This is a genomic window from Flavobacterium gelidicaeli (assembly GCF_013294005.1).
Lineage (GTDB): Bacteria > Bacteroidota > Bacteroidia > Flavobacteriales > Flavobacteriaceae > Flavobacterium.
Map to the genome: position 1 here is coordinate 379,875 of NZ_JABSNK010000003.1, position 25,657 is coordinate 405,531.

At 35.2% G+C, this 25,657-nt stretch carries 13 protein-coding genes; all 13 read right to left on the reverse strand.

The features are described 5' to 3' along the window. Nucleotides 1–133: 133 nt before the first annotated feature. Nucleotides 134–2,494 carry a glycoside hydrolase family 2 TIM barrel-domain containing protein gene (locus HNP99_RS06420; RefSeq protein ID WP_173852464.1) on the reverse strand — a complete coding sequence of 787 codons (2,361 nt, stop codon included), beginning with the start codon at nucleotides 2,492–2,494 and terminating at the stop codon, nucleotides 134–136. Next, a complete protein-coding gene (locus HNP99_RS06425; protein ID WP_254596829.1) occupies nucleotides 2,487–4,007 on the reverse strand; it encodes a sulfatase family protein in 1,521 nt (506 codons plus the stop codon). Before HNP99_RS06425 ends, HNP99_RS06420 begins: the two co-directional genes overlap by 8 nt. Before the next feature lie 8 nt (nucleotides 4,008–4,015). Continuing rightward, nucleotides 4,016–5,374 (reverse strand): sulfatase, encoded by a 1,359-nt coding sequence (locus HNP99_RS06430; RefSeq protein WP_173852466.1) that lies wholly within the window; start codon nucleotides 5,372–5,374, stop codon nucleotides 4,016–4,018. Nucleotides 5,375–5,402: 28 nt separating this feature from the next. Next, on the reverse strand, nucleotides 5,403–6,290 hold the full coding sequence (locus HNP99_RS06435; RefSeq protein ID WP_173852468.1) for a sialate O-acetylesterase: 888 nt from the start codon (nucleotides 6,288–6,290) through the stop codon (nucleotides 5,403–5,405). 4 nt (nucleotides 6,291–6,294) lie between these two features. Then, complete coding sequence (locus tag HNP99_RS06440; RefSeq protein WP_173852470.1) at nucleotides 6,295–7,881, reverse strand: sulfatase family protein; 1,587 nt, start codon at nucleotides 7,879–7,881, stop codon at nucleotides 6,295–6,297. A 310-nt stretch (nucleotides 7,882–8,191) separates the two neighbouring features. Then, complete coding sequence (locus tag HNP99_RS06445; RefSeq protein WP_173852472.1) at nucleotides 8,192–12,307, reverse strand: hybrid sensor histidine kinase/response regulator transcription factor; 4,116 nt, start codon at nucleotides 12,305–12,307, stop codon at nucleotides 8,192–8,194. 171 nt (nucleotides 12,308–12,478) lie between these two features. Next, nucleotides 12,479–14,053: a sulfatase family protein gene (locus HNP99_RS06450; RefSeq protein WP_254596830.1), complete on the reverse strand. Its 1,575-nt coding sequence runs from the start codon at nucleotides 14,051–14,053 to the stop codon at nucleotides 12,479–12,481. A 34-nt stretch (nucleotides 14,054–14,087) separates the two neighbouring features. Beyond that, on the reverse strand, nucleotides 14,088–15,890 hold the full coding sequence (locus HNP99_RS06455) for a right-handed parallel beta-helix repeat-containing protein (protein ID WP_173837969.1): 1,803 nt from the start codon (nucleotides 15,888–15,890) through the stop codon (nucleotides 14,088–14,090). Between the two features lie 12 nt (nucleotides 15,891–15,902). Next, entirely contained in the window at nucleotides 15,903–17,381 is a 1,479-nt protein-coding gene (locus tag HNP99_RS06460) for a sulfatase family protein (RefSeq protein ID WP_254596831.1), read from the reverse strand. An 88-nt stretch (nucleotides 17,382–17,469) separates the two neighbouring features. Then, nucleotides 17,470–18,798, reverse strand: coding sequence for a hypothetical protein (locus HNP99_RS06465; protein WP_173837968.1), 1,329 nt, complete (start codon nucleotides 18,796–18,798; stop codon nucleotides 17,470–17,472). A gap of 117 nt (nucleotides 18,799–18,915) precedes the next feature. Next, nucleotides 18,916–20,391, reverse strand: coding sequence for a RagB/SusD family nutrient uptake outer membrane protein (locus tag HNP99_RS06470; RefSeq protein ID WP_173852474.1), 1,476 nt, complete (start codon nucleotides 20,389–20,391; stop codon nucleotides 18,916–18,918). A 12-nt stretch (nucleotides 20,392–20,403) separates the two neighbouring features. Then, a complete protein-coding gene (locus tag HNP99_RS06475) occupies nucleotides 20,404–23,604 on the reverse strand; it encodes a SusC/RagA family TonB-linked outer membrane protein (protein WP_173852476.1) in 3,201 nt (1,066 codons plus the stop codon). Nucleotides 23,605–24,197: 593 nt separating this feature from the next. Further along, the gene (locus HNP99_RS06480; protein WP_173852478.1) at nucleotides 24,198–25,649 is read right to left on the reverse strand and encodes a sulfatase-like hydrolase/transferase; all 1,452 of its coding nucleotides are present in this window, start codon (nucleotides 25,647–25,649) and stop codon (nucleotides 24,198–24,200) included. Nucleotides 25,650–25,657: the final 8 nt, after the last annotated feature.

Below are 25,657 nucleotides of genomic sequence, written 5' to 3' on the forward strand. Positions count from 1 at the left end.
TTTTTAAAGTAATATTTTATAGTTTTTTGATTCTCTTTCAGCCACCCGCTGTCTCAAATTGAAGTATTAGCTATCGCTGTTAGTAAAGCATACACATTTAAAAGAGTGTAATTATTGTTTTTTTATCGAATAATTATCTAACAGTTTTTACGACAGTATTTCCTTTCAAATTAGCAATTGCCGCTTCAAAAGCTATTTTTCCACTTTTCGAACCAATTCTTACCAAAGCTGTTGCAATTCCTGCTTCGGCTGTTATAGGACCAACGTTCATAACTTCAGCATCTCCATTTATTACAAAATCTATTTTTTTATCGAAAGTAGGAACTACTGTTCCGTTTTTATCTACGGCCGCTATGTAAACAAAAATAACATCGTTTACATTTGACTGTGGTTTTTTACCACTTTCATCAAACCAAATCTTTAATTTATGAGGCGCTTCTGGTGTTTTGACAGACACTTGTTTCACTTCCTTTCCATCAATATAACCTACAGCCTTCAACTCACCTACTTGAAAAGAAGGGATTTTAAATGTAAAAGGCGCGTGGCTAATTTTTGTTGTGTTTTTATCAACATCCGGTTTTTGAGAAGCAATACTTTTTCCGTTCAAGAATAATTCGACTTGATCGCAATTGCTCAAAACCTTTACGTCCAAATTCGAATCGGCATTCCAATAACTAGCAATTTTCAATACTATTGCTTCTTTTGGACTTTTTTGACTTGCATAAAAATCATAACCAAATTTTGGCAATCTGAAGATATCCATAATTCCTGAAGCCTCAATTTCGTCATGATAGCCACGGTTGTAATCATACATTACCCAGTATCCATCGCCCATCACGCCCGTTGCAAGATTGTCATTATGAGATTCCTGCAAATTATAAGCTTGCTGTACCAATGCTTTTTCACCTTCGGCTCTTAAATGGCGACTGCTTTTTTCAAGGCGCAATCCTTTAGGCATCTTATCTTGATTCAATCCACCATTAGAGGAATAATATTCCCAATCTCCATATTCAGATACAAAGTAAGGCTTGTCAGCATGATTTTCATTTCCATGTAATATTCTATGCTGTCTCGATTGAAAATAGATATCGTATACTTCTGGCATCCATCCTGATGAAAATGCTTGACTTCCTGGATATTCTTCATGGACTCTTTTATTCAATTCTTCCATAAAAAAGATTGGCATTTTAGTTTCGTTCAATGACACTTCCCAAGAAACTACCGATGGATGGTTGCGGTCTCTACGAATTAAATCTGTAGCGGCATTGTAGCAAAAATTTCTAAAAGCATCAGTATCTGCATAATATTGCCATCCTAGAATAGCATCAACAACAAAAATTCCTAACTCATCACAAGCGGCTAAAAAAGCGGGTGATTGTGGGTAGTGAGACAAACGAATACAGTTAAAACCAGCCTCTTTAATCTTTTTTGCATCACGGTATTGTGCATTGTCCGAAAGTGCATAACCAATAAATGGATACTCCTGATGACGGTTTACCCCTCTCAAAAAAGTCTTTTCTCCATTTACATACAATTGATTGTCTTTAAATTCTAAAGAACGAATTCCGAAAGTAGTCATTTCTAGATCTTTCAACTTTCCGTCTACTACAACCTTCGTTTCTAACTGGTATAAATTAGGATCCGCTGGAGACCATAATTTCGCATTTTGAATACGAATCAAAGCATTCAGCTCAACCGATTTTGTAGCTGCTAATCCGTTTGAAATAGTTTTATTTTCTGCTACTTTTTTTCCTTTAAAATAAATGGTTTGCACACACTCGATATCTTGCGATGTACTAGTTTCATTTACTATATCTGTTTTAATAGCAACCTCACTTTCGTCAGTTGCAACTTTTGGAAAGCTTACAAAAATACCACCTCCAGCTTTTTTATTTGCCAACATTGGATTCGAAATATAAATTCTATCCTTGTAGCTAATCCATGAATCACGGTACAAACCACCGTACATATTAAAGTCTAATATCTTCAAAGGTTTCGGACCTGAAACTGGATTGTCTGTATTGTCCAATTTTACTGCAATAGTATTACTTTGTCCTACTTTGACAAAATTTGTTGCATCAATAACCACAGGCATATAGCCGCCCAGATGATCTGCAGCCAATTGACCATTGATCCAAACTTGGGCACGATTCATAGCACCTTCTAGCTCAATAATTACCTTTTTATTTTTATTAGCAGAAGCTATTTCGAATTCTTTTCGGTACCAACATATGCCTTGCCATTGATCATTTACGACTAAGGGCTCAATATTTGCCGTGTGTGGCAAACTTACAGCCAACCATTTTGAATCATCAAAATCAGTTTTGCTTAAAGCTTCGTCTGAATTTGTAGTGTTACTAATTTTTGAGAATTTCCAACTGTGATTGAAACTTAACTTGACGGTAGGTAATTTTTGAGCAATTGCACTACTACTCATAAGTAGAACAGCAATCAAAACCAACTGTTTTATAGTATTTATATTAAACTTACTCATCTGACTTTTTGGTATTTTTTGTTTGTTTATTAGCAGTTCTATAATCCTTAGTTATCGTTTTTAAACCTATTTCAACTCCTTCAAGCATCTGCTGGTACAGTTCAGGTTTATCTTTTTTAACCCATTCTAAAACTTGAACGGCATCTGCATCTTCGGGTTCGTAAACATCACTTACTGGCTTCATTTTTTTGTCATACCAAACTGTTTTTTTACGTAACTTTTTTAAAGTAGCACTATACTTTGCGTCAAATGCAAGATTGTGTAATTCCTCAGGATCTTTTTCTAAATCATATAATTCTTCTACCGGTTTTGTAGGTGCAAAGAACAATCGCTGAGCATCATTCAACTTTCCTTCTTCATTCAATCGTCGCATTACGTGTATAGCAGGCCTGTAAAATTCAAGGTATGCTTGGTGTGCATCATAAGGAATCTCTGGTTTATCATTACGTATGTACTTCCATTTATCCGAGGTTACTGCTCTTGACTTCTCTAAGATTTCGTCCCATAAATCACGTGCAGCGTATACATAATCATTTTTAAATCCTTTTTTCAAAATAGATTTTCCCGTCATAAACGATGGTACTTTTACAGCAGCTAAATCTAAAATAGTAGCCGTAATATCTACAGCCGAAACAATCTCTTTACTCACATGTGGACCTGTATAATTTTTAGGATAATGCATAATAAAGGGTATATGCAATCCTGGATCTTCAAGATATCCTTTTCCTTTAATATTACACCTACCATTGTCACCAATAAATATTACGATAGTGTTATCAGCCAGTCCTTTGTCTTCCAACTCTTTGAAGATCATACCAACTTCATTGTCCAAAAATTCAATTTGATCTAAATATTTAGCCCAATCCAATCGTATAGCTGGATCATCTGCTAGGTAAGAAGGTAAAACTACTTTGGCTGGATCAACTGGATGTTTTGATTTTGCACGTACTTCGTTCCACCAGTCACCTCTATGACTAGCAAGCAACTGGATTTGAGCAAAAAACGGTTTACCATCATTTACAATTGTATCATATCTATCAAATAAACCAAACTGCGTTTTACCATCCCAAGAACCTATTTGCTCTGACTTAAAATTGACATCGGTTTTACGACCATGTCCCATTACAGCTTGATTTCCTAAAATAGTGGTGTATCCCGCTTCACGTAGCAAAGCAGTAAATGGTTTGAATCTTGAATCTAGAGGCACTTCTCTATTACTACGGTGGTGTTGCGCATTAATTTTTAACTGATGCGTACCAACCATCATTGAAGATCGACTTGGTGAACATATAGGATTAGTGACAAAACAATTATCATAACGTATTCCTTCTGCTGCCATTTTATTTAAGTTTGGCGTTTTTACAGCAGCCATACCATAGCATTCTAAATCCAGACTCATATCCTCGGCCATTAGCCATACAATATTGGGTCTTTTGCTTTCTTGTTGCGCCACTGCCGAAACCGTCATCAAAGACACAAAGGCAATAGTTATTGATTGTTTAAAATTCATCATTTTTTGATTTATTTTTTATTGTAAGCAGGAACCGCTTTCTTCTCCCATTTTGCTATATCTTTTTTCAATTTAGCGGCTTGTTTTAATTCGATAGCAATCAAATCATGTTGTTCTGCTTGATCATTTTTGATATTGAACAAATGAAATAGCCCAGTATGGTATTTAATTAATTTCCAATCTCCTGCAATAACGGCAGCATATTGATCCTCATAACTACGGAAGAAATACAAACTTCTATCTTCTTTAAATTTTTCTCCTTTGACAATTGGCAGTAAACTTTTACCGTTTACTTGCTTGTCCTTGTGCACCTTCCCTCCAGCGATGTTAACTAAAGTTGGGAAAACATCTATCGTCTGAATTGGAATAGCAGTATTCGTATTTGCTTGTGTAACGCCAGGATAGTACATTATAAATGGGACTCTTGCTCCACCTTCACCAAGAGTATTCCCACCTGTTTTACCTCCGCTTAGAGGAGCATTGCTAAAAAACCCACCTTGATCTGATGTGAAAATAATTACCGTATTCTCTGCAATACCTTTTTCGATTAATGCCTTTCTAACCCTTCCCACCGATTCATCAACAGCTGAAATCATCGCGGCATATTCGGCATCTTTTCCTTTTAAACCTTCTTTTTTGTATTGTTCTACCCAGTCTTTTCTACCAATTTGTGGTCCATGTACATCATAATGAAAATAGGACAACATAAAAGGGGCTTCTTTTTTATAGTTCGAAATAAAATCTACTGCTTTGTCTGCCAAAACCGTTTCGAGGTATACCTCTGTGTTATCGAAACTAGCCAAAGGGTTCACATCTTTAAAGAATGGTGGGTAGTATCCTTTTGGATGTCCAAAATTGCAAACGCCATATTCTTCATCAAATCCTTGCTTAGATGGATAATAACGAGCATCACCTAAATGCCATTTACCTAAGAAAAAGTTGTAGTATCCTAATTCTTTCAATCGCTCAGCATAAGTGACTTCATTCAAAGGCAACATATTAATCGATGGCATTTGCACAGGATCATTAGGCCATAAGCTATAGGCGTTAATTGAATTACTCTTTTCGTCAAAGTCACGTCCGTTACCGTCATCAATATGTCTCACCATTTGAAAACGAACAGGTTCTCTACCTGTTAAAATTGAAGCTCTACTAGGACTACAAGTAGGCGTAGCAATATAAGCACGACTAAACTCCATTCCGTCTTTTTTTAATTGATCGATGTTGGGTGTGTGGAATTTTGCGTTGCGATACCCCACATCTGCCCATCCTAAATCATCTACAAAAAAAAGTACAACATTGGGTTTCTCTTGTCCGTAAATGGTTTGTAATGCCATTAAAAATACTAAGGCAACGATTGATTTTTTCATAATATTTCTCTTAATTACTTTATTTCTCTTACTGTAATTGCAAAAATGCTTCTGCAAATGCAGTTCCTAATCTATATTGCCCTTCGGCATTGTAATGCACGTTATCCGAGTGTTTAGGATAATCCTTATAAGGTGCATCGGCAGTAGTTTTGATTGTCTTTACTTTCGATACTATTTCCGAAACTTTCCACTCTGCTGCTCGTACCGTTGCAGGTCCTGCAGAAAAATCTCCGTAATGTGAATTAATTTGCCCCAGCACAAAAGGCATGTCTTTTACATTCAAATCAGCACGAACACGGTTGATCAGATTGACCAAATTAGTCTCATAACTCAAAGCCGAAACTTCTTTGGCAGCATCATTTTCTCCTTGCATCCACCCCATTCCAATAATTTTATACACTTTGCCTTCTCTTTCGATTCTTTTTATATTTTCCTTGACATCATCAATAAAATTAGCGTACAATTTTAAATCTCTTTTAAAACCTTCTGCTTCTACTTGAGCCGCTTTTTCGGCAGTCCAATCAGGATTCCAAGCGCCATACAAAGCAGTTCCACCTTGAGCCGTTTTGACTAACAAAAACTTGTCTTTTGGAAATTTTTCTGCTAAGACAATTCCAATCAATAATTCTGGTCCAAAAGCTTCTTCAAAACCATATTTATTTTTATGCCCTTTGGACAAATAAAAAGATAATGGTGTTGGTCCTTTTCCATCATTGCTTATTTGAACCCTATCTACAGCATTGGCCAAACGCTTTTTAACCGATTCATCCAAAGAAGTATAATCTCCGGCACCAGCCATATTTGACTGACCTGCTAGCAAAACTATATTTACTGTGTCTTTATTTGTTTGCGCAAATGCATTTCCATAACTCAAAATAAAAAGAAGAAACGCCACCAGTTTGTATGTACTCTTCATCTTCTTACTTTTTATCCATCATGTCTAAATCGATATCTTGTGGATTGATTCTTGCTTTTTTATACGGCTTACCGCTCATATAATTGTTATATAAATTCTGTACACCAGCACCAAAATAAGGGTAATGATCAAAAACATCTCCGTTACCAAGAATTCTAGAATCATTTTCTTTGATTAACTTTTTGGTTAATTCTTTATTCATATTCGCCATTAACTTTAAGTAATCTGCATTTGAAGCTAGATTTGTAACGCAATAAGGATCTTTTTTTATGTCGTATAATTCATTTTCACCACGCTTACCAAAGTTCAATTCCCAGTATTTCATTATTCCATCCTTTCGTCTAGAATCTAAAACCGCTGTCTTCGTTGGACTCGAATCACAGTTCAAATATCCTAATTCAGGATTTCCAACTGGCCATCTGTCAATTTTAAAATTGTGTAAGTATAAAAATCCGTCCTTGATAATTCCGCGTACAGGATACCCTTCATCATTTGGCCTTCCCACATCATGACGTTCTTTCCCTACCAACTGGTAGTCACGCTTTTTATTTACTACTCCTGCTTTATCTGAAAATAAAATATCCGTTAGACTATTCCCTGATAATTTAGCCATTCCTGATTTCTTTTCAGAGATCCCACCTAACTCTAAGTAAGTTGGAGCAAAATCAATAAAACTCACTAGATCATCTACAACACGGCCTGGATTTTTAATTCCGTTTGGCCACATAATCGCTAGTGGCATGTGGTTTGAATATTCATAAACTTGCCCTTTAACACGAGGAAAAGGCATTCCGTTATCTGAAGTTACGATTACAATTGTATTTTCAAGTTCGCCAATTTCTGCCAACTTATTCAACATGTTTTGTAGGTGCTTATCAAAATATTCTACCTCAAAAGCATAATCCAACATATCATTTCGCACATCTTCATTATCGGGCCAGAAAGTTGGAACCTCATTGATTTCGTCAATTGTTTTCCCTCCTACCTTGGCACCAGAACGAAATTCATATCCACGGTGTGGCTCCTTACCGCCATACCAAAAACAGAAAGGTTCTCCTTTTGGTCTCGCTTTTAAGAAAGCATCAAAATTTTTGGTGTAGTCAATATTTGAAATTCCCGTAGTAGGTGGTTTCAATTTAAATTCATTGTATTCTGGTCCAGCTAATTCACGCTCTTTCCCGTTAATTTCTCCAGGGTTTCCTGGGCCCCAACCTTTTCCTGTAAATCCAACAAAAAATCCGTTTTCACCCAAAACTTCAGCATAGGTTTTAAACTTCGTTGGGAAATCTGGAGAATGGTTTGCGGCTGCTTCCAACTGCCAACTATTGCGACCTGTGATAATACAAGCACGTGAAGGTGCACATTTTCCGTTGGGCGTGTAGGCATTATTGAACAAGATTCCTTTTTTGGCCACTTGATCAAATCCTGGCGTTTTCACCCATTTGCATCCATAGGCACTGAAATGTTTCCAGCCCGCATCATCTGCGATTGCAAATAAGATATTAGGTCTTTTAGCTTTCTTTTCCTGTGCCATTGTAATTTGGCCAAAAGCAAGTAGCGAACCAAAGGCAATTAATAGTATTTTTTTCATTATTTATGTAGATAAGATTGTCGATTCATTACAACAAAAATTCAATAATTATTCTATTTCTATGTCTTTGCAGGTCTAATATTAGTCTTCTATAGTAAATTTTATACCTTAAGAGCTATATAAACGCCTGATTACAAATGCAGCTCATATTATTTGCAGTTTCAAAGCAGAAATTACTGTAAAGTAGCGATGAAGTATTTTAATTAATAAATCAACAGCAAAATAAACGTGCTGCAAAATGTGAAATACTAACCATTTCTTGAAAATCTGTAGCTGCGAGACTATAAAAAGAGGTCTATTTATCCTGATATTATTCGGCATATTTACTTGCAATCTCAGCAGCATATTTTCCAGGGGTGTAATTGTACTTTTCCTTAAATAGTTTACTAAAATGCGTTCGGCTTTTAAAACCGGTCATGATGTATACCTCATTGACTGAGAAGGTGCCGGCCATTAAAAATTCTGAAGCCTTTTTCAGACGATAAGCTTTCAATAGTTCAAAGGGGGTACAGTTTGTCAGGGATTTAACTTTTTGATAAAAATGAGTTCTATTTAAATATAAATCTTTAGCAAAATGATCTAAATCTAAGTCTTGATTATCTAGATTTTCAGCCATTAAACTATATAATTTTTCTAAAAAAATGTGATCATTAGCGTTATCATTTACCTCTAGAGTAAGAGGCAACTCGATCATAAAACGTTCCCGCAATTGTTTCCTATTTCGCAAAATTGATTCAATTGTTGCTAATAAATGCTGCATATTGAATGGCTTTTCAATGTAAGCATCTGCTCCATCAATTAATCCTTTTACTTGATCATCAATTGTTGTACAAGCGGTAAGTAAAACAACCGGAATATGACTCGTTTTAATATTAGACTTTACACTTTTACAAAGTTCGAAACCATTGACTTCGGGCATTAAGACATCACTCAATATAAGATCAGGCCAGCTAATTTCTAACGCATCAAGACATTCTCTACCGTTCACATAAACTTCGATTTTTAAATACTTCTCTAGCATTCCGGAAATATAGTTTCGTAAATCTAAATTATCTTCTACGATAAAAATTTTAGCCTCTGAAAAAGAAGAATCAAAATGTAATTTCTCTGCTGCAACAGGCTCTAAAACGATAGGCTCTATATTATTATTTTCTAACTCTAAGACTTCGTTTTCGATTTGCATTTGACTTAATGAATATTCTGTATGTACAATAGGTAATTGCAAGAAAATTGTTGTTCCTTTCCCTAATTCACTTTGAACATCGATAGAACCAAAATGCATTTCTACTAATTGTTTCGAAAAAGCCAAGCCAATTCCCGAGCCACCGTAATAGGCTTTTTCACTAACTTTTGAGTGATAAAATCTTTCAAAAATGTGTGGTAAATCAGCGCTATGAATACCACTGCCTTCATCAGATATCGCCACATTCAAATTTTTATCAACTATGTTATAATTGACAAGTATTGCGTCTTTTGCCTTTGTATGCTTAAAGGCATTAGTAAGTATATTATTAAATATTTTCTCTAATTTATCTTTATCAGCGTACACATAGATAGTGGCTGGAGCAGCAACAATCTCAAGACTTTTATTTTCACTCAATGATATAAACTGATATTCTGAAACCAAATCTTCAATAAAATGATTAAAATTAAAATAAGAATAATTCATCTTTAAAAGATTAGCATCCGCTTTCTGAAAATCGTGAACCTGATTGACCAATGCTCCTATCTTTGAAGCTTGCTTCTGGATTATTTGAAGCGTATCACTCACTTCTGAATTATTTTCGAATCTATTTCTTAAAGAATCTACGGGACCTAAGATTAGTGTAAGTGGTGTTTTGATTTCGTGCGAAATATTACTAAAAAACAGCAATTTAGCTGCATTAATCTCTTTACCAATATTACTTTCAAGTTGCTCAACATCGAGATCATGCTTTAATTTTTGCATTTTTAAAACATAGTAAAGTATTACGTACCCCACAGCTAATAACAATAAAAAATAAATCAAATACGCCCAGTAGGTCTTCCACCAAGGGGAGCTGATTGTAATTTTCAACTCTTTGGTTTTTGTCCACTCATTTAGAGTATTAGATGCTTTTATTTTTAAAGTATAGGATCCCGGTGGTAAACCATTGAAATAAATATTGCGCTGGCTTGACGGAATTTCAATCCAATCTTTATTAATTGGTAGTAATTGATATTTTATAAAATGATTTTTTTGAGAAGAATAATGCAGCGAGGTTACACCAATAGAAAAGACATTCTCGTGGTATTTTAAAAGTAATTCCTGCAGTTCACTCAGGCGTGACTTCATGATCACCCTTCCATTAATTGTATCATTAGGTTTTACAATACTATTGAAAATTTTCAAATCTCCAAGCTCTAACTTTGGCAGTGCCTCAGAATGTGGAAGCGCATTAGGATTGAAATAGCAGAAACCATTAAACCCGGCAAACAGCAGTAAGCCATTCTCCATTCTAGTAAAACCATAATTGAAATCTTCAAATGGCAAACCATCAACCACATTAAATTTTTGAAAGCTTTGTTTATCGATATCAAACTTATTTAAACCATTATTTGTACCAATCCAGAGTGATTTTCTACCGTCAAAAACCATACTTTTAACGACATTGTTAGACAATCCTTCTTTTTCAGAAAAGGAGATAAACTTGGGAGTTTTATTACTATTTTCTACTTTACAAATCCCTCCACGCTCTGTACCCACCCACAAACTATTATCTGGCAAGCGCAATACTGATGTAACAAAACTACTCGATATAGCACTTGGATTTCTACCATCATATCTAAATTGGTCAACCCTTGCATTTTGTAATTTTTTGCTTTTATCGAATGCCACGCGTAGTAAACCATCAACATTAGTACCTACCCATAAAATATTTTTATATAATGGATCAGCATAAACACATTTTATAAGAGGAAGTTTATTTTTAAAAAACAAGGCATGTTTGCTTAGTTTTTCGACATCTTGTACATCTTCATTCTTGTCAAGAATAATTCGATAACACTCCTTTGAGGTTGTTAGGAGAATATTACCATAGGAATCCTCAGTTATGATCCCCTTGGCATCCACAATTTTAACCTCAGAATCAACAGCAGCAATTTTCTCTAATTTTGATGATTTATTTTTTACCCGATACAAACCGTCGCCAAAAATTTTAAACCACAAGTTTTTTTTCGAATCCACATAAGTAGCACCAATCTTACTGATTAACTTTTTTGGAATAGCAAAAGGTAGTGGTTCAAATCGCTCCAAGCGTGTGTTGAACAAATTCAAACCTCCTTGTAACGTAGAAATATATACTCTGTCTTTATCAAGATCAGTGATACTATATACTTCATTAGACGTTAATCCATAGGGTTGCTCTAAACTGGTATCGTAGTGTTTAAATGGATTAGAATTGAGATTGTACTTAAAAATTCCTTTGTTATAGCTCCCCACCCAACAACTGTTTTTTAAAGGTACGATGCAGCTTACCCGCAGCATGTTTTCGGCAAGGTTGAAGTTGGTTATTTTATACTTCTCATTCTTTAAAAAAGACTTGCTGTCATTTATTTTCAGAAAGCCATTCTTAGCAGTTCCTAGCCATAAGTTGTTCAAGTGATCAATAGCTGCACATACAAACTGATATTGCTCTAAATCAGTTTGTACAATTTTAAACGAGAGCAAATTTGCTTTCTCCTCATAATTAACAATGGCAATACCATTATCAAGAGTTACTAATAATTTACCCTTAGCAAATTTTATGATTGACCTACTTTCAGTAATAGCTGTACTTAAAATATTCTCAAATTTATTTGTTGAAATATTGAAACTAATCAAACCTATAGACGTAGAAAAAATATAGGTATTACTGCCTACTAAACAGCCATCGTAAAAGGTAACATTACTTCTAGAAGTTGGAATATATCGCGTTTTGAAACTGTAATCACTATTAAAAATTAATAAACCGCTACCCTCTGTCGCACATAAAATAAGATCCTGAGCAGGAGCAATAATTATTTTTCTAACTATAGGACCATTTTTCCCTTCTGATAATAATTTACTCGTGAAAATAGTTTTAAATTTCTCTGTCGAATAATTGTAAATTGACAAGCCGTCATCTGTTCCTATCCAGATGTTACCTTTTTTATCTTCAGCGAGAGACCTGACACGGTTATTTACCATTAGCTCTTCCGTAACTGTGTTTTTATAAGTATCAAACTCATAGCCGTCATAGCGATTTAAACCATCGTAGGTCCCAATCCATATATAGCCTTTACTATCTTCAAGAATAGATGTTACTCCATTGTGTACGAGACCATCTGAAATAGATATATTCTTAGAGTAGGATATTTTTTGGCTCTGCGCTAGAAGATTAAAAGTGCACAGTAGTAAAAATATATATTTTATGAGTTTATAAAACATAGAGGAAATGATGATTTAAAATCGTTTATTATGTAAATATAACCACCAAAATTGAATTTTTCATTTATTTGTTGGCAATATACTATGAAAAATTAAATACTATAAACTAGAAATAGCAATTCTCTAGAAAACCATTTCTAGAGAATTGCCTATTATACCTCTGATTTGTGGTTACTGTAGTTTTAGTTCGCTTACATTTCCATAATCTACCCCTCTTATTTTTTCGAAGCTATCTCTTAACTCTTTCAGTTTTTTAGGGAACTTTTTAGCTAAGTTATTTTTTTGGCTAATGTCTTCCTTAGTATTATACAATTGGTAGTCGTCATCTGCTCCCATTTCTATATTTACTTCTGTATTAATCTTTGAAGCTCCTTTGTAAGGAGGTATCATGATCCAATCTCCTTGTCTTATTAAAGTTTTAGAATTAGCCTCTAGAACAAGTGATTTTCTACCTACTTTGCTATTCCCCACCAATTCATTAAGTAGATTTTCACTGTCTCCATAATTCGTTTCGTTACTTCCTACTAGCTTGGCAAGTGATGCTAACAAATCGACTTGACAAACAACAGCATCAGACACCCCAGCTTGAATAGTACCATCCCAATACGTTATAAACGGAACTCTAGTACCGCCATCAAACAAGCTGTACTTACCACCTCTTAACAATCCTGCTGGTTTATGGTTGCCTAATTTTTCAACGGCAACATCGTAATAGCCATCATTTAAAACGGGACCATTGTCACTTGATAATACGATCAAGGTGTTCTCTAATAGTCCTTGAGCCTCCAGCTCTTCCATAAGCTGTCCTACACACCAGTCTGCCTCTACAATAACATCACCTCTAGGTCCCAATCCTGATGCCCCTACAAATCTAGGGCTAGGTGTACGAGGCACGTGTGGTTGTTGCAACGCGTAATACAAAAAGAAAGGTGCCTTTTTATGACTGCTGATATAATTCTTTGCTTCTTCTAGAAAAGTATCTGCCATATCTTCATCAACCCATTTTGCACTAGCACCACCTTTCATGAATCCTATTCTTGGAATACCGTTGACAATACTTTGATTGTGACCATGATGCCACTTCATCTTCAACATCTCTGGATTAGAAAGTGCTGTAGGCTCACCATCAAAATTAGTTTTATAACTTACTTCAATAGGATCTTTGGGATCAAGACCAACAACATTTCCGTTCCGAATGTATACTGTGGGCACTCGATCTTGCGTTGCTGCCATAATAAAGCTGTAGTCAAAACCTACCTCATTAGGTCCTGGGCTAATGTGCTTGTTCCAGTCTACGTTACCTGTACCCAAACCTAAGTGCCACTTACCTACAATTCCAGTATCATAACCGTTAGCACGTAGCATTTTAGGGATAGTCATTTGCAGTGTATCAATCAACAAGGGTGCTGTCCCTGGCAAAATTTTAGCTTTAGCATTGCGCCAGGGGTAACTTCCCGTTAGCAAACCATATCTACTAGGTGTACATGTGGCTGATGTAGCATAAGCATCTGTAAATTTTATACCTCCAATTGCCAACTTATCAATATTAGGTGTTTTAATTCCTTGAGCATCATAGATTCCCAAATCCCCATATCCTAAATCGTCTGCGTATATAAAGATTATATTGGGCTTTTTATTGACTAAATCAACCAGCTCTTTCTTTTGACCATATCCATCAAAAAACAAAATGATAGTGGCTAAGAAGGTGAAGGAATTTCGAATCATATTATTTTTTTTACTTATCATAGCTGCATATTTATATTATTAATTAAGTGGACTATTAAAAGCCCGCATTTCCATTTTGAGTGACTGTTTTCTTTGAGATCACATCCATTTTGACACCGTTTTTATTGGCACCTTCATACTTGTTATTTGTTATTTCGACGTCTTTACAATTTACAAATTCGAATATAGGCGCTAAGGGATACAGATTATGCGCAGCTGTTTTTTGAATAATAGTATTATTAGCAATTGTTAATCCTGCCACTCGATCTGCCCATACCACTCTATTAGAAGATGACTCTATTGTATTATTTTCAAAGCGAATGTTTTTATCGTAGATCGCTTTACTATCAAAAACCTTCCCTAACCTAGGAGTGATGTATAATATAGCCGCTTCGGCACCACCATAGCAGCAGTTTGTAAAATGGTTATTGCGAATTAATACGTCATTGACCGCACCTGACTCATACCAGAAGAAACTTTCACCCCTCAGTTGAATAGCAGACATCATTGACGAAAAATTGTTGTTCTCGATAATAATTTTTAAAGGTGTTTTTATAATCACGTTACGTGCTCGGTGATCTTTTATAGTGCAACCTCTCATTGTAAATGTAGGGTTCCAAGTTTTATTTTCTAAAATAGCACCATTTTTCAATCCTACTGGAAGCGCCTCTTTAAATCTAATTTTGATAAAACGATCATTGATAATGCTTGTCTCTGCAACTACATTTACAGCTGCTCTATCTGGACTAGGTGGCATAATAATCCAAACCTCATCTCCTGCAGAAGCAAATTCGAAACCCATTTGTTCTTTGTGCTTTAATTCTACAACAAGTGTTTTTTTATCGATTATTTTGTTGACTTCTACATAAGTTCCGTGTACATTAGTTCCATCATCTAGCATTTGTTTGAATGTGCAATCTTCAATTAAAATAGCTCCTTTGCAGTTACTAAAATGTGTGGCGTCGGCTATTGTAGAAACTACTCTATCAGCACCCTCACGCACATAAACACCACATTTTTTAATTACAATATCTTGTGATCTTTCGAATAAAAATCCCATACCAAGAGCATGATGGACAATAATTCCTTCCAGCAAAATATTTTGTGAATTAGTATATTGAAAAGCAGGAGCATATCTATTTTGCTCGCCTTCACCCTTTGAGTTTAGAATATTACCTATTTCAGGATATTTTCTAAAACGATCATGTATTCTTATAATACTGTCTCCCATAACTTCAACCCAGCGAGGTCCTAGCGAGTAATCTAATGCACCATCTGCAGCTCGTTTTTCGTTTGAATCAAACTCCAGTGTACTACCCATTTCAAAAAAAGAAAACCCATCAACATTAGGAAATGAGATTCTATCTTTTTCTACACTCCATGAAAATCCTTTACTAAAAGGTTTTACATCTACATAGCTCTCTTTTTGATTTACAGCAACAACCCTAGATTGAAATACAAAGGGAATGTCCCAGTCAATACTAAGATTTTTTACTGTTACCTTTTTACAGTTTTTTATTTGAAATGGCGCCACTTGTCCATGAAAAATAAATTCTGATCCATTACCTTCTATTGCTACAGAATCATATCCTTCTAATAAAAAGATTATCTTTTTTAACCCATTACTGTGATTAGTGATGTAACTGTAGTTATTTACTGCAAAATCAGCTAAGAATAGGTACTTGCCCTTTTCAAAAACTATCGTAAGCTCTTTATCTGTATTTCCTTCAATTGCATTACGTACTACCTCTGTCATATCACCATCTTGGTGCTTGATTTCAATAGTAGTTTTAGCAAGCGAGCTTATAGAAATAAACAGCGCAATTAGTATGTTAATCCTTATCAATATATGCTTCATTTTTTAACTTATTTAAAGATGTGTTCCTGAACCTTGCAGGCTACTGTCGTGATCTCCCCACATTATTAGCCAGGGATCATTTGTCTTAGTTTGAAATTCCCTTATTTTAACTTTTAATTCATTTAAAATCGTTGCATACTTTGCATTGGTAGCTAAGTTATTTACTTCGTTAGGGTCATTTTTTAGGTCGAATAATTCAAATTGAGGATGGTGTAAAAAGTCTTGCGTTTTACGCTTACCATAGAATTCACTTTTATTCCTGTACACTGCCTGCCAGGTTGATGAATCCCAGAGATCAGAAGCAAAAGGGTATTCTAATGGATAGGCAATATTCCAAATCAATTTATAATTTCCTTTGCGTACTACGCGCATTGGGTAGTACATGGTTATTTCGTGAAAGGTGTGAGATGCATTTATTTCGTCCCAACCTATCGGATTTTCCTCTCCAATTATTTTTTCGAAAGAACGACCTTGAAATTCGTTTTTAGTAATTGGAACTCCCGCCATATTTAAGATTGTAGGCGTCATATCGACCCATGATATCAAGGCATTATTTACAGTACCTTTTTTTGATTCGAAAGGGTCTTTGATGATACAAGGCAATTTAATTCCCGGCTCATACACCGTAGTTTTGGCTCCTGGAAAGGCCATACCATTATCTGATATATAAATAACAATCGTGTTTTTATCCTTTCCTGATTTTTTTAACATCTCCATCAACTTACCAAAGCCTTGATCAATTCTAGAAATACTTTGATAATATTGAGCGATTTCCTCTCTACTTTGCTGGGTATCTGGCATGAAATCTGGCACTAGAACATCTTTAGGATCGTAGACAATCGTTTTTACGCCAGGATAACCTTCTGGTTTGTTACCAAAATTGTTAGGTGTTTTCCAATCAGCAGGTTTAAATGGGCCTCCACGATGTGGATCATCAGTACAGAAATATAGAAAGAAGGGCTTATCTGAATTTAAAACACTTTCACATTTTTCGGCCATTTCAAAAGTGCTTCTAGGATTAGCTTCGAGCACTGTTTGAAAATGGTAAACTGTTTCTGGAGCCACATGGTACTTGCCTATTCTTGCTGTTAAATAACCCGCTTTTTCTAATAAAATAGGTAGTGACTTAATACTGTCGTAAGTGCTAAAATGATGGTAATCGTGAACATGACCGTATGAGCCAGTAGCATGACCATATTTCCCTGTAAGTAGCACAGAGCGACTGGCAGCACAACTAGCACTTGTACAATACGCATTTGTAAATCGAGTTCCCTCAGCCGCTAACTTATCTAAATTGGGTGTTTTAATAACGGGATTACCATAAGAACCAAGTGCATCAACACCGTGATCATCAGCAACAAATAGAATAATGTTAGGCCTTTGTTCTTTTTCTCTCACATTGTTTCCGCTTCTTTCTACATAGCTAGAGAGAAAGACAATCATTATTAAGGCAGGAATGCAAATGGATAATATTTTTATAGATTTTTTCATAGCACACTATTAAATTGGATGGTTTCATTTACAGGAAATAGTACATCAATTACATTACCTACTTAGGTGTAAAGTTTGTTATTGTAGTTTACTTTTTCTTAGAGCCCACCTTAGATTTCTCTTTACCGTGTTTTGCTTTCATGCCCGGTATCGCCACATTACAATCAGTATTTCCCATATTCTTGAAGGTATAATCTTCTGTCATTACAAAGTTGGTATTAGTTCTTTCTATGTTTCCAATATGCACCTCATAGCAGCCACCATCTTTACCGTTTTTACAGCCGCTTGATGCTGTTGCATTAGTCCTTATAACACTTATTGAGCGACCTGGAGTACTCTCATTGTCTGGATTTTGTTTTTTAGCAATCATTTCTTTTTGCTCATCACAATTGAAATACATAAAATCCTTTGCTTTTACCTGAGCTCCTATACCACCAGTTGCTTTGATATTTCCTATGTATGAATTATGATCAAACGTACCCATGTTGTCTACACCACCTAATTTTTTATCCTTAAAGCCAGCTGCTATTTGAACTGCAAAGCTAGAATTAACGGCAAAAATTCCTTCGGCATCCACTCGACCTTGATTTACTCTATGAGGAGAAAGGTTTAAAGCAGCATCTCCATTTTTTACTTTAATGTTACGTCCCACAATGTCATCTACAGTCATAATGTTTGCTGTTCCTGTTTCTCCACTTCCTGTTTCTACACGCATAGTAACACCACCTATACCTTCTAAATTTTTACACAGAACAGTTTTTGCAGCCTGAATTTGAATTACTCCATAACCTACATGACTATCAACTAACAAGATGTCTTTAACTATTCCGCCTGTCGCAACCTCATTACGATCTTTTGAATCTGGTAAGTTTAAAGCAATACTCGAGAAAGGTGTATAAGAATCTTTTATCTTAAAACCTGAAAATTTGAAATTTCGAACATTACATGCTGTTATTATTTTCATACGATAGTCTCCTTTAGGAAATACTGCAGAGAACCAAGTGCTCTTATCCTCATTATCCTCATCAGCATTTGTAATGGCTACATTTTCGACCTTAAATTGCTTACCAACTTCAAAAATTGTACTACTTACCTTCTTACTATTAGGAGAAAAATAAGGTTGCAGTACTACCTCTTTATCAATTTTAAGATGAATATTTGACTTTAATAAAATGTCAATTAAATAGTATAATCCTTTTCTAATGTGGATTGTACCACCACCCGCATTTGATAAGGATGTAATTTTGGCATTCAATAAATCACTGTCATTTTCACTATTTTGACCTGTGAGTTGTACCTCAACTTCTTTTTTATTGAATGTATCAGTATAAAATCTATTTTCATTATCTGTCAAACGTGTTTGAGCCATTCCTAGCGCGCTGCTTACTAACATTAGTAGCAAAACTGATTTCTTCATAATTTTGTTATTTGTTGTGAGATCATTCGATCAGTATTTCAACACATATATGGGTTTAATACCTATTTTCAATCAGTAGTATAAATCAATATAGAGACAAAGCAATTGCTACTTACATTAATAATTATTTTGCACTAAGATTCCTTTAGATAGGGTAACTTGTGAGTAAGGAATAGGCATTACTTCATGTTTACCAATGATAAAACCACGAGGTACAAGAATCGATTCTATTCTTCCTGTACGTATCAAATCATGGTAACGGTAACCTTCTCCCGCTAGTTCTACCCTCCTCTCATGATAAATCGCGTCACGCATTGCGGTTCCTGTTAATGTAGTAGGTAGATCTGGAACAATAGTAGCAGCCATTGTACCTCTGGCGCGCTGACGAACCTTATTTACATAACCTACTGCTGTAGAAGGATCAGTTTTATAAATTGCTTCAGCATACATTAAGTAAGCATCTGACAAACGCATTACACGTATATTATTTGCACTATTGTTAGTTCCTCCGATAGTAGGTTTTGGGTAATTACTGTAAGGATCCCATGAGTATTTACGTATATACCAACCGGTGCCGTATGCAGACGGTTCATTAAGTTTATAAAATGTTGTTGCCTTTCTAGGGTCATTTGCCTCAAACTCGTTTAGTAAATCATCCGTAGCTTGCATAAAGCCTCCACCTCGCTTAGACCTAGGAGAAATGCGTTGCGTAATACCTGTACCCAATATACTTGCATTAGTAGCAAAATTGATTTCGTAAATAGACTCACTACTCCACTCCCCTTCTTGCTGAAAAACAGTAGCTAAATTTACTAACTTGTACGGCATGGTAAATAGTTGCTCGCCATATAATTTAACCTGTTCCATCTTGTTTTGATATAGGGATACGCGCATCATCAAGCCCAGTGCAGCACCTTTATCAGCATGTCCTAGGTATGAGCTAGGTTTACTAAACCTAGATGGTAGATCAGCTAGCGCCATTTTTAAATCATTTTCTATAAAAAGATAGGTCTCCTCTGTAGTTGATCTTGGAATATCGTAATCACCAGCTTCTTGTAATTTATCAATCAAGGGTACACCGCCAAAAGAATTTACTAAATCAAAGTAATAGTATGCTCTTAAAAAATGAGCTTCAGCTATTAATTCTTTCTTACGGTCTGCATCTTCAAAATCTATGGCAGCCACTTTATTGATAATTAAATTAGCATATAAAATTCCTTTGTAATTAGTTTGCCAAGTTTGCTCTATGGCAATATTTGTTGTCGAAATAGTATAACTTTCTTTTTCAAATAAAGGTACATTGTCATTTAGTCGATTCCCTCCTTTAATAAAGTCATCGGTTCCTATATCGCCTTGAATTATATCTGTTCCCATCACAGCCCAAAAGTTTTCTTTCCCATAAATTTCGCGCATAGGTGAGTAAGCAGCATTTAGTGCTTGCTCTGCATCTGCAGGAGTTTTATAAAAATTCTCTACTTCTGGCGTTCCAAAAGATTCAACGTCTAGATAATCTTTGCTGCATGATAAGAACAATGTTGCTAGTAGCAAGCCAGAATAGGTTACGCTCTTTTTTATTATATTGTGTGTATACATCGTTTTTATGTATTAAAAATTAATATCTAAACCTAGGGATAATGATCGCACTGATGGGTATCTACCTCTATCAATACCAAGATCTAAAGGACTATCTTGTGAACTATCCACTCCTAATTCAGGATCTACTCCATCATATTTTGTAAAAGTCAATAGATTTTGTGCCGCAACATAAACCCTTAAGTTTTGCAAGTTGATAGCATCTAAAACAGACTTGTTTAGGGTGTAACCTAACTGCACATTTTTCAATCTTAAATAAGATCCGTCTTTTACAAAACGACTCGATTGTAGATTATTAATTCCCGCATTTGTAAATGTGGATCTAGGTACTGAATTAGAAGTTCCTTCAGCGGTCCATCTACCTAGTACAGTAGTACTTGAATTTGAAGCCAAATCCCCTTCTAACCAATAATCTGTTGTGTTATAAATTTTATTTCCTTGGCTACCTTGAAAGAAAGCAGTGAAATCAAATTGCTTGTATGCCAAATCTAAATTTAGTCCATAGGTAAACTTAGGAAATGGCGACCCTATATATTTACGGTCATTATCTGTAATTTCTCCATCACCATCAACGTCTTGATATTTTACATCACCGGGTTGTGTATTTAATAGTGAAGCACTAGAATCTATTTCGTCTTGGTTTTGAAAAATACCCAGCATTTGGTATCCGTAAAACGAAGCTAAAGAATGCCCCACCTCAGTACGAGAAATATTATAAAAATTATTCCCGTCTCCTGTTAAAATAATACTTCCTTCTGAGGCTAAAGCTGTTACTTTGTTACGAATAAAAGAGATATTACCCCCCACATTAAAAGAAAAGTCTTTGATTGTCTTTTTGTAATTTAAACTTAATTCCAAACCTTTGTTTTCGATATTCCCAGCATTTGTATACGGACTATTAGCATAACCAGAGGTAAATAATATTGGACTAGCCAATAACATATCCGAAGTATTTTTAATAAAATAATCTGCAGTAACGGTAATGGCATTTTTAAAGAATCCCATATCGATACCAATGTTAGTAGTAATCGTAGTTTCCCATTTTAAATTAGCGTTTCCTGGCGTTAATGGCGCAATCCCTAAAGCGGTTAACTCATCTTTACCAAAAATTGAATTTGTACCCACATTTAATGTATTGTACACTGCTGAGTTAGGAATATTTTGATTTCCCGTTTCTCCCCAACCAGCACGAACTTTAAACTGACTAATTGCATCTACCTTAAAAAAGTTTTCCTTATGTAGGTTCCATGCCGCTGCCAAGGATGGAAATTTTGCCCATCTATTGTTAGATCCAAAACGGGAAGAACCATCAACACGATAAGTACCTGTTAAGATATACCTATCATCAAAGTTGTAGTTTAATCGCCCAAAGAAAGAAAGCAACTTAGACTCAGCTCTTGTACCACCATTTGTTGAAGAAGACACGTCTCCTGCATTAATGGTAGGTTGTCCCACACTTGTAGGTATTGAATTTCTACTTGCATTTATATTATTATTACTCGAGTTTTGAATCTCTTGTCCTAATAAAGCGGTGAAATAGTGCTTATTGTTTATTTTCTTATTGTAATTTAAAGTATTGGATAAGACAATAGAACGTCGCTCTGCCCTACTTAAATTGTATGTACTCACAGGCGAACTAAACATAGGCGATACATAATAAGCTGGTTGAAAGTTATCTGATGAAGTATTATTTACTTGTAATCCAAAATTAGATTTAAAAGACAAATCTTTTATAATATCAACATCTATATAGACGCTTCCTAAAAAGCTCTCCTTTTTCTCAGGAGTGACGCCATATTTTGTTAAACCAAAAGGGTTAATAGGCTGTGCGGCATATTTAGGTAGTGCATAGCTACCATCTTCATTAAAAAATGGTGTTACTGGATCGATAAAAAATCCGCTAAATGCAGCCTTAGCATTAGAGTTGACTCCGTATGAGGGAACCGAATTTGTATTTGAAACTGAATACTGTATGTTGTTTCCTAATTTTATTTTTGGTGTTATTTGATAGGTATTGTTTACTCTAAAATTAGTCCTTTTATAACTAGACTCTTCAACAACTCCAGTTTGATTGATGTACCCAAAACCAACATAGAACGTAGATTTATCTGACCCACCTGAAGCGGCAAGTTGGTGACTTTGTAATGTTCCTGTTCTATAAACAGCATCCTTCCAGTTATAATTTGGTAAAGAAGATGGATCGGCTAAGAAAGGATCGGCAGCACGACCATCATTTACATTTGCTTCATTATAAAGTGTAGCCCATTGCTCAGAATTTAATACATCTAAATTATCAATACGTTTTTCTGAACTAGTAAATGTCTTGTAACTAATAATTGTTTTTCCTTTTTTACCGCTGTTTGTAGTGATTAAAACAACACCATTAGCTCCACGAGAACCGTAAATAGCAGTAGCAGATGCGTCCTTTAATACCTCAACTGATTTTGCGTCAGCCATGTTTACACTTGAAATATCAGTAATTGGCACACCATCTACAACATACAATGGATCAGCATTGTTAACTGTGCCTACTCCTCTAATACGTACTGTGGGAGTGGCACCAGGTCCACCAGAACCTTTAGAAACAGTAACACCTGCCGCTCGACCTTGAATTGCTTGTGCTATAGATGTGTTTTGAGTTTTGTTAATATCCTCAGTGCTTACAGAAGTTAAAGATCCAGTAACGTCAGATTTTCTTACTGTGCCATATCCCACTACAACTACCTCATCTAGTGCGGCAGCGTCACTTTTTAAAGTAGCATTTACAACACCACTTTGAGTTATAGCTATTTCAACTGTTTTCAGACCTAAGTAGGAGAAAATTAGAATTTTTGCATCGCTTGAAACTGTAAGCGTATAATTTCCGTCAATATCAGTCGTGGTTCCATTTGTACTACCTTTAACTAAGACATTGACTCCAGGAATAGGAAAACCAGCCTCGTCTTTAACAACTCCTGTAACTTGAGTTTGCTGTTTTACATTACTTGGAAATAATGACGTAGTATTCCAAGACATTGTACTATCATGTGTAGATGTCAAATTGTCTATCGTTTTATGTGTAAAACTACGATTAGATAAATTTAGCGCGTTCGCATTAATCGAAAGCATCGTTCCCATGCAAGCCACCACCATAAATTTTGTTGAGACCTTTAGAGGCGAAGGTAGTTTTAGTGAAGTACTTGATTTGGTTAATTTAGTATTGGTTTTCTTCATTAGGCCTTAGTTTAAAATTGTTAGTGTTTAAGCATTTAGAAATCACAAATAGCTCGTCATAATTTGCTTCCTTTTTAAAATATTTAGAAAAAAATCAATTTAAGATGCAAATTCGATCATTTTCGAACTGATTAACGATCTGAGAAACGGTAAACTTACGAATACCGTAATCAACCCTTATTATAATTTGCATCTGAATAAAATTTCCTAATATATTTTACAATATTCACATTTATTTCCGATGATGTAAAAGTTCAAATATTATTTCCGCAGGATGTTTCTAAGGGTAAATAAAATGTCTTTCTGAATAAATTAGCTAAAGACATTCGATAATATAAACAATAACTAATTTACAATCAACAACTTAGCATTGCATACAAAATAACAATAACATAACATAGTTAAAAGCCCGCTAGTTAAAAACTGCTTTTAAATAAGTGCTACCGCTACATCATAAAGAAAAAAAAAGAGAGAAAATATTACGGTAAGTAATTTTTCTCTCTTTTAGAACCAAACTATTTAAACAAACTATAATCAAATTTTAGAGCCTGATAATTAAATCAAGTCTATTCACTAATTATTTCAAACTTCAATTAATCAATTTTAAATGTATTAGGAAACTGAGCCATGTTTTTGTCTTTCCAAACTTGCTTTAATTCTACTGGATCAAACCACAATGGCTCTTCGTGACCTTCACTCCATTTTTTAGCTCCAGCTACCATAATTTTTAGTTGCTCAGGATGTTGCTTACTTATGTCATTCTTTTCACTTATATCCTCATTAATATTGTACAATTTCCAAGTACCGTTATAGGCTTTTGTAGCTTTCCATTGGTCTAGTCTAACCCCTACATCTGAGAAACCTGAACGGTGACGCATAGCAAATATCATTTGTCCTTTTCTAGGATTATTTACTGTAATAACATCGTTCCAAATGTCTTTTCCATCTAGTTGTTTTTCTTTTGGAATAGCAGCATGTGCTAAACCAGCAAAAGTAGGATAGAAATCTAAAGATGAAACTGGGTAGTCAAAATGCTTTCCTGCTGGAACATGATTAGGCCAATGGAAAAACATTGGAACTCTAAACCCTCCTTCATAAGTATCCCCTTTAGCACCTTGAAGCGGGTAGTTATTAGCCCCATGATCTACTCTACCGCCATTATCACTCAAGAAAACAATTAAGGTATTATCAAATTGATTCGTCTCCTTCAAAGCTTTTACTAATTCTCCCACACCTCTATCAACGGCATATACCATGGCAGCAAAGGTGCGTCTGTTTTTATCTTTAATATCCTTGAATTTCTCTAAATCTTCCGCTTTAGCTTGCAACGGAGTATGCGGAGCATTGTAGGCTAAATAAAGAAAAAATGGCGTTTCTTTTTTAGATGCATCTTTTACAAATCTAACGGCATCATGAGAAAACGCATCAGTTATGTATTCTGTTTCTTTCGTTTCTTTCCCATTTCGAAGCAAAGGAAATAAATATTCGAAAATATTTTTATTGCCTGCCTTCACTAAATTCTCATATTTAGGTTGGTACTCATTTGGAAAATAATCATGACCTCCTCCTAAGAAACCAAAAAACTCATCAAAACCTCTATTTTGTGGTTCGTATCCAGGAACAGCGCCAAGATGCCACTTTCCTATGATTCCAGTATGATATCCTGAATCTTTCAAAACGCTACTAATAAATTTCTCTGATAACGGAATTCCAGTTCCTACAGTTCTCTCACTGTTTGCAGGCAGGTTAAACTGAGAACCAAATTCATGTGGATACTTACCCGCTAACAATCCGGCTCTACTAGGGCCACAAAATGGATGTGCAACATACGCCGAGGTAAAAATTGTTCCTTCTTTTGCTAATTGATCAATTTCTGGAGTGGTAATATCCTTAGAGCCGTTAAAACCAACATCAGAGTACCCCATATCATCCGTCATCACGATAATAATATTCGGTCTCGAAGACTTCGTTTCTTCCGTCTGTCCTTTTGCCCCTGTGCATGACGCTAATGTTGCAGCAAATAACACAACTAATACTTTATTCATATATCTTT

Bases quoted from the DNA above. Each gene is read 5' to 3' on its own strand.
- HNP99_RS06420 (WP_173852464.1), bottom strand. From the start codon at position 2,494: ATGAGTAAGTTTAATATAAATACTATAAAACAGTTGGTTTTGATTGCT.
- HNP99_RS06425 (WP_254596829.1), bottom strand. From the start codon at position 4,007: ATGATGAATTTTAAACAATCAATAACTATTGCCTTTGTGTCTTTGATG.
- HNP99_RS06430 (WP_173852466.1), bottom strand. From the start codon at position 5,374: ATGAAAAAATCAATCGTTGCCTTAGTATTTTTAATGGCATTACAAACC.
- HNP99_RS06435 (WP_173852468.1), bottom strand. From the start codon at position 6,290: ATGAAGAGTACATACAAACTGGTGGCGTTTCTTCTTTTTATTTTGAGT.
- HNP99_RS06440 (WP_173852470.1), bottom strand. From the start codon at position 7,881: ATGAAAAAAATACTATTAATTGCCTTTGGTTCGCTACTTGCTTTTGGC.
- HNP99_RS06445 (WP_173852472.1), bottom strand. From the start codon at position 12,307: ATGTTTTATAAACTCATAAAATATATATTTTTACTACTGTGCACTTTT.
- HNP99_RS06450 (WP_254596830.1), bottom strand. From the start codon at position 14,053: ATGATAAGTAAAAAAAATAATATGATTCGAAATTCCTTCACCTTCTTA.
- HNP99_RS06455 (WP_173837969.1), bottom strand. From the start codon at position 15,890: ATGAAGCATATATTGATAAGGATTAACATACTAATTGCGCTGTTTATT.
- HNP99_RS06460 (WP_254596831.1), bottom strand. From the start codon at position 17,381: ATGAAAAAATCTATAAAAATATTATCCATTTGCATTCCTGCCTTAATA.
- HNP99_RS06465 (WP_173837968.1), bottom strand. From the start codon at position 18,798: ATGAAGAAATCAGTTTTGCTACTAATGTTAGTAAGCAGCGCGCTAGGA.
- HNP99_RS06470 (WP_173852474.1), bottom strand. From the start codon at position 20,391: ATGTATACACACAATATAATAAAAAAGAGCGTAACCTATTCTGGCTTG.
- HNP99_RS06475 (WP_173852476.1), bottom strand. From the start codon at position 23,604: ATGAAGAAAACCAATACTAAATTAACCAAATCAAGTACTTCACTAAAA.
- HNP99_RS06480 (WP_173852478.1), bottom strand. From the start codon at position 25,649: ATGAATAAAGTATTAGTTGTGTTATTTGCTGCAACATTAGCGTCATGC.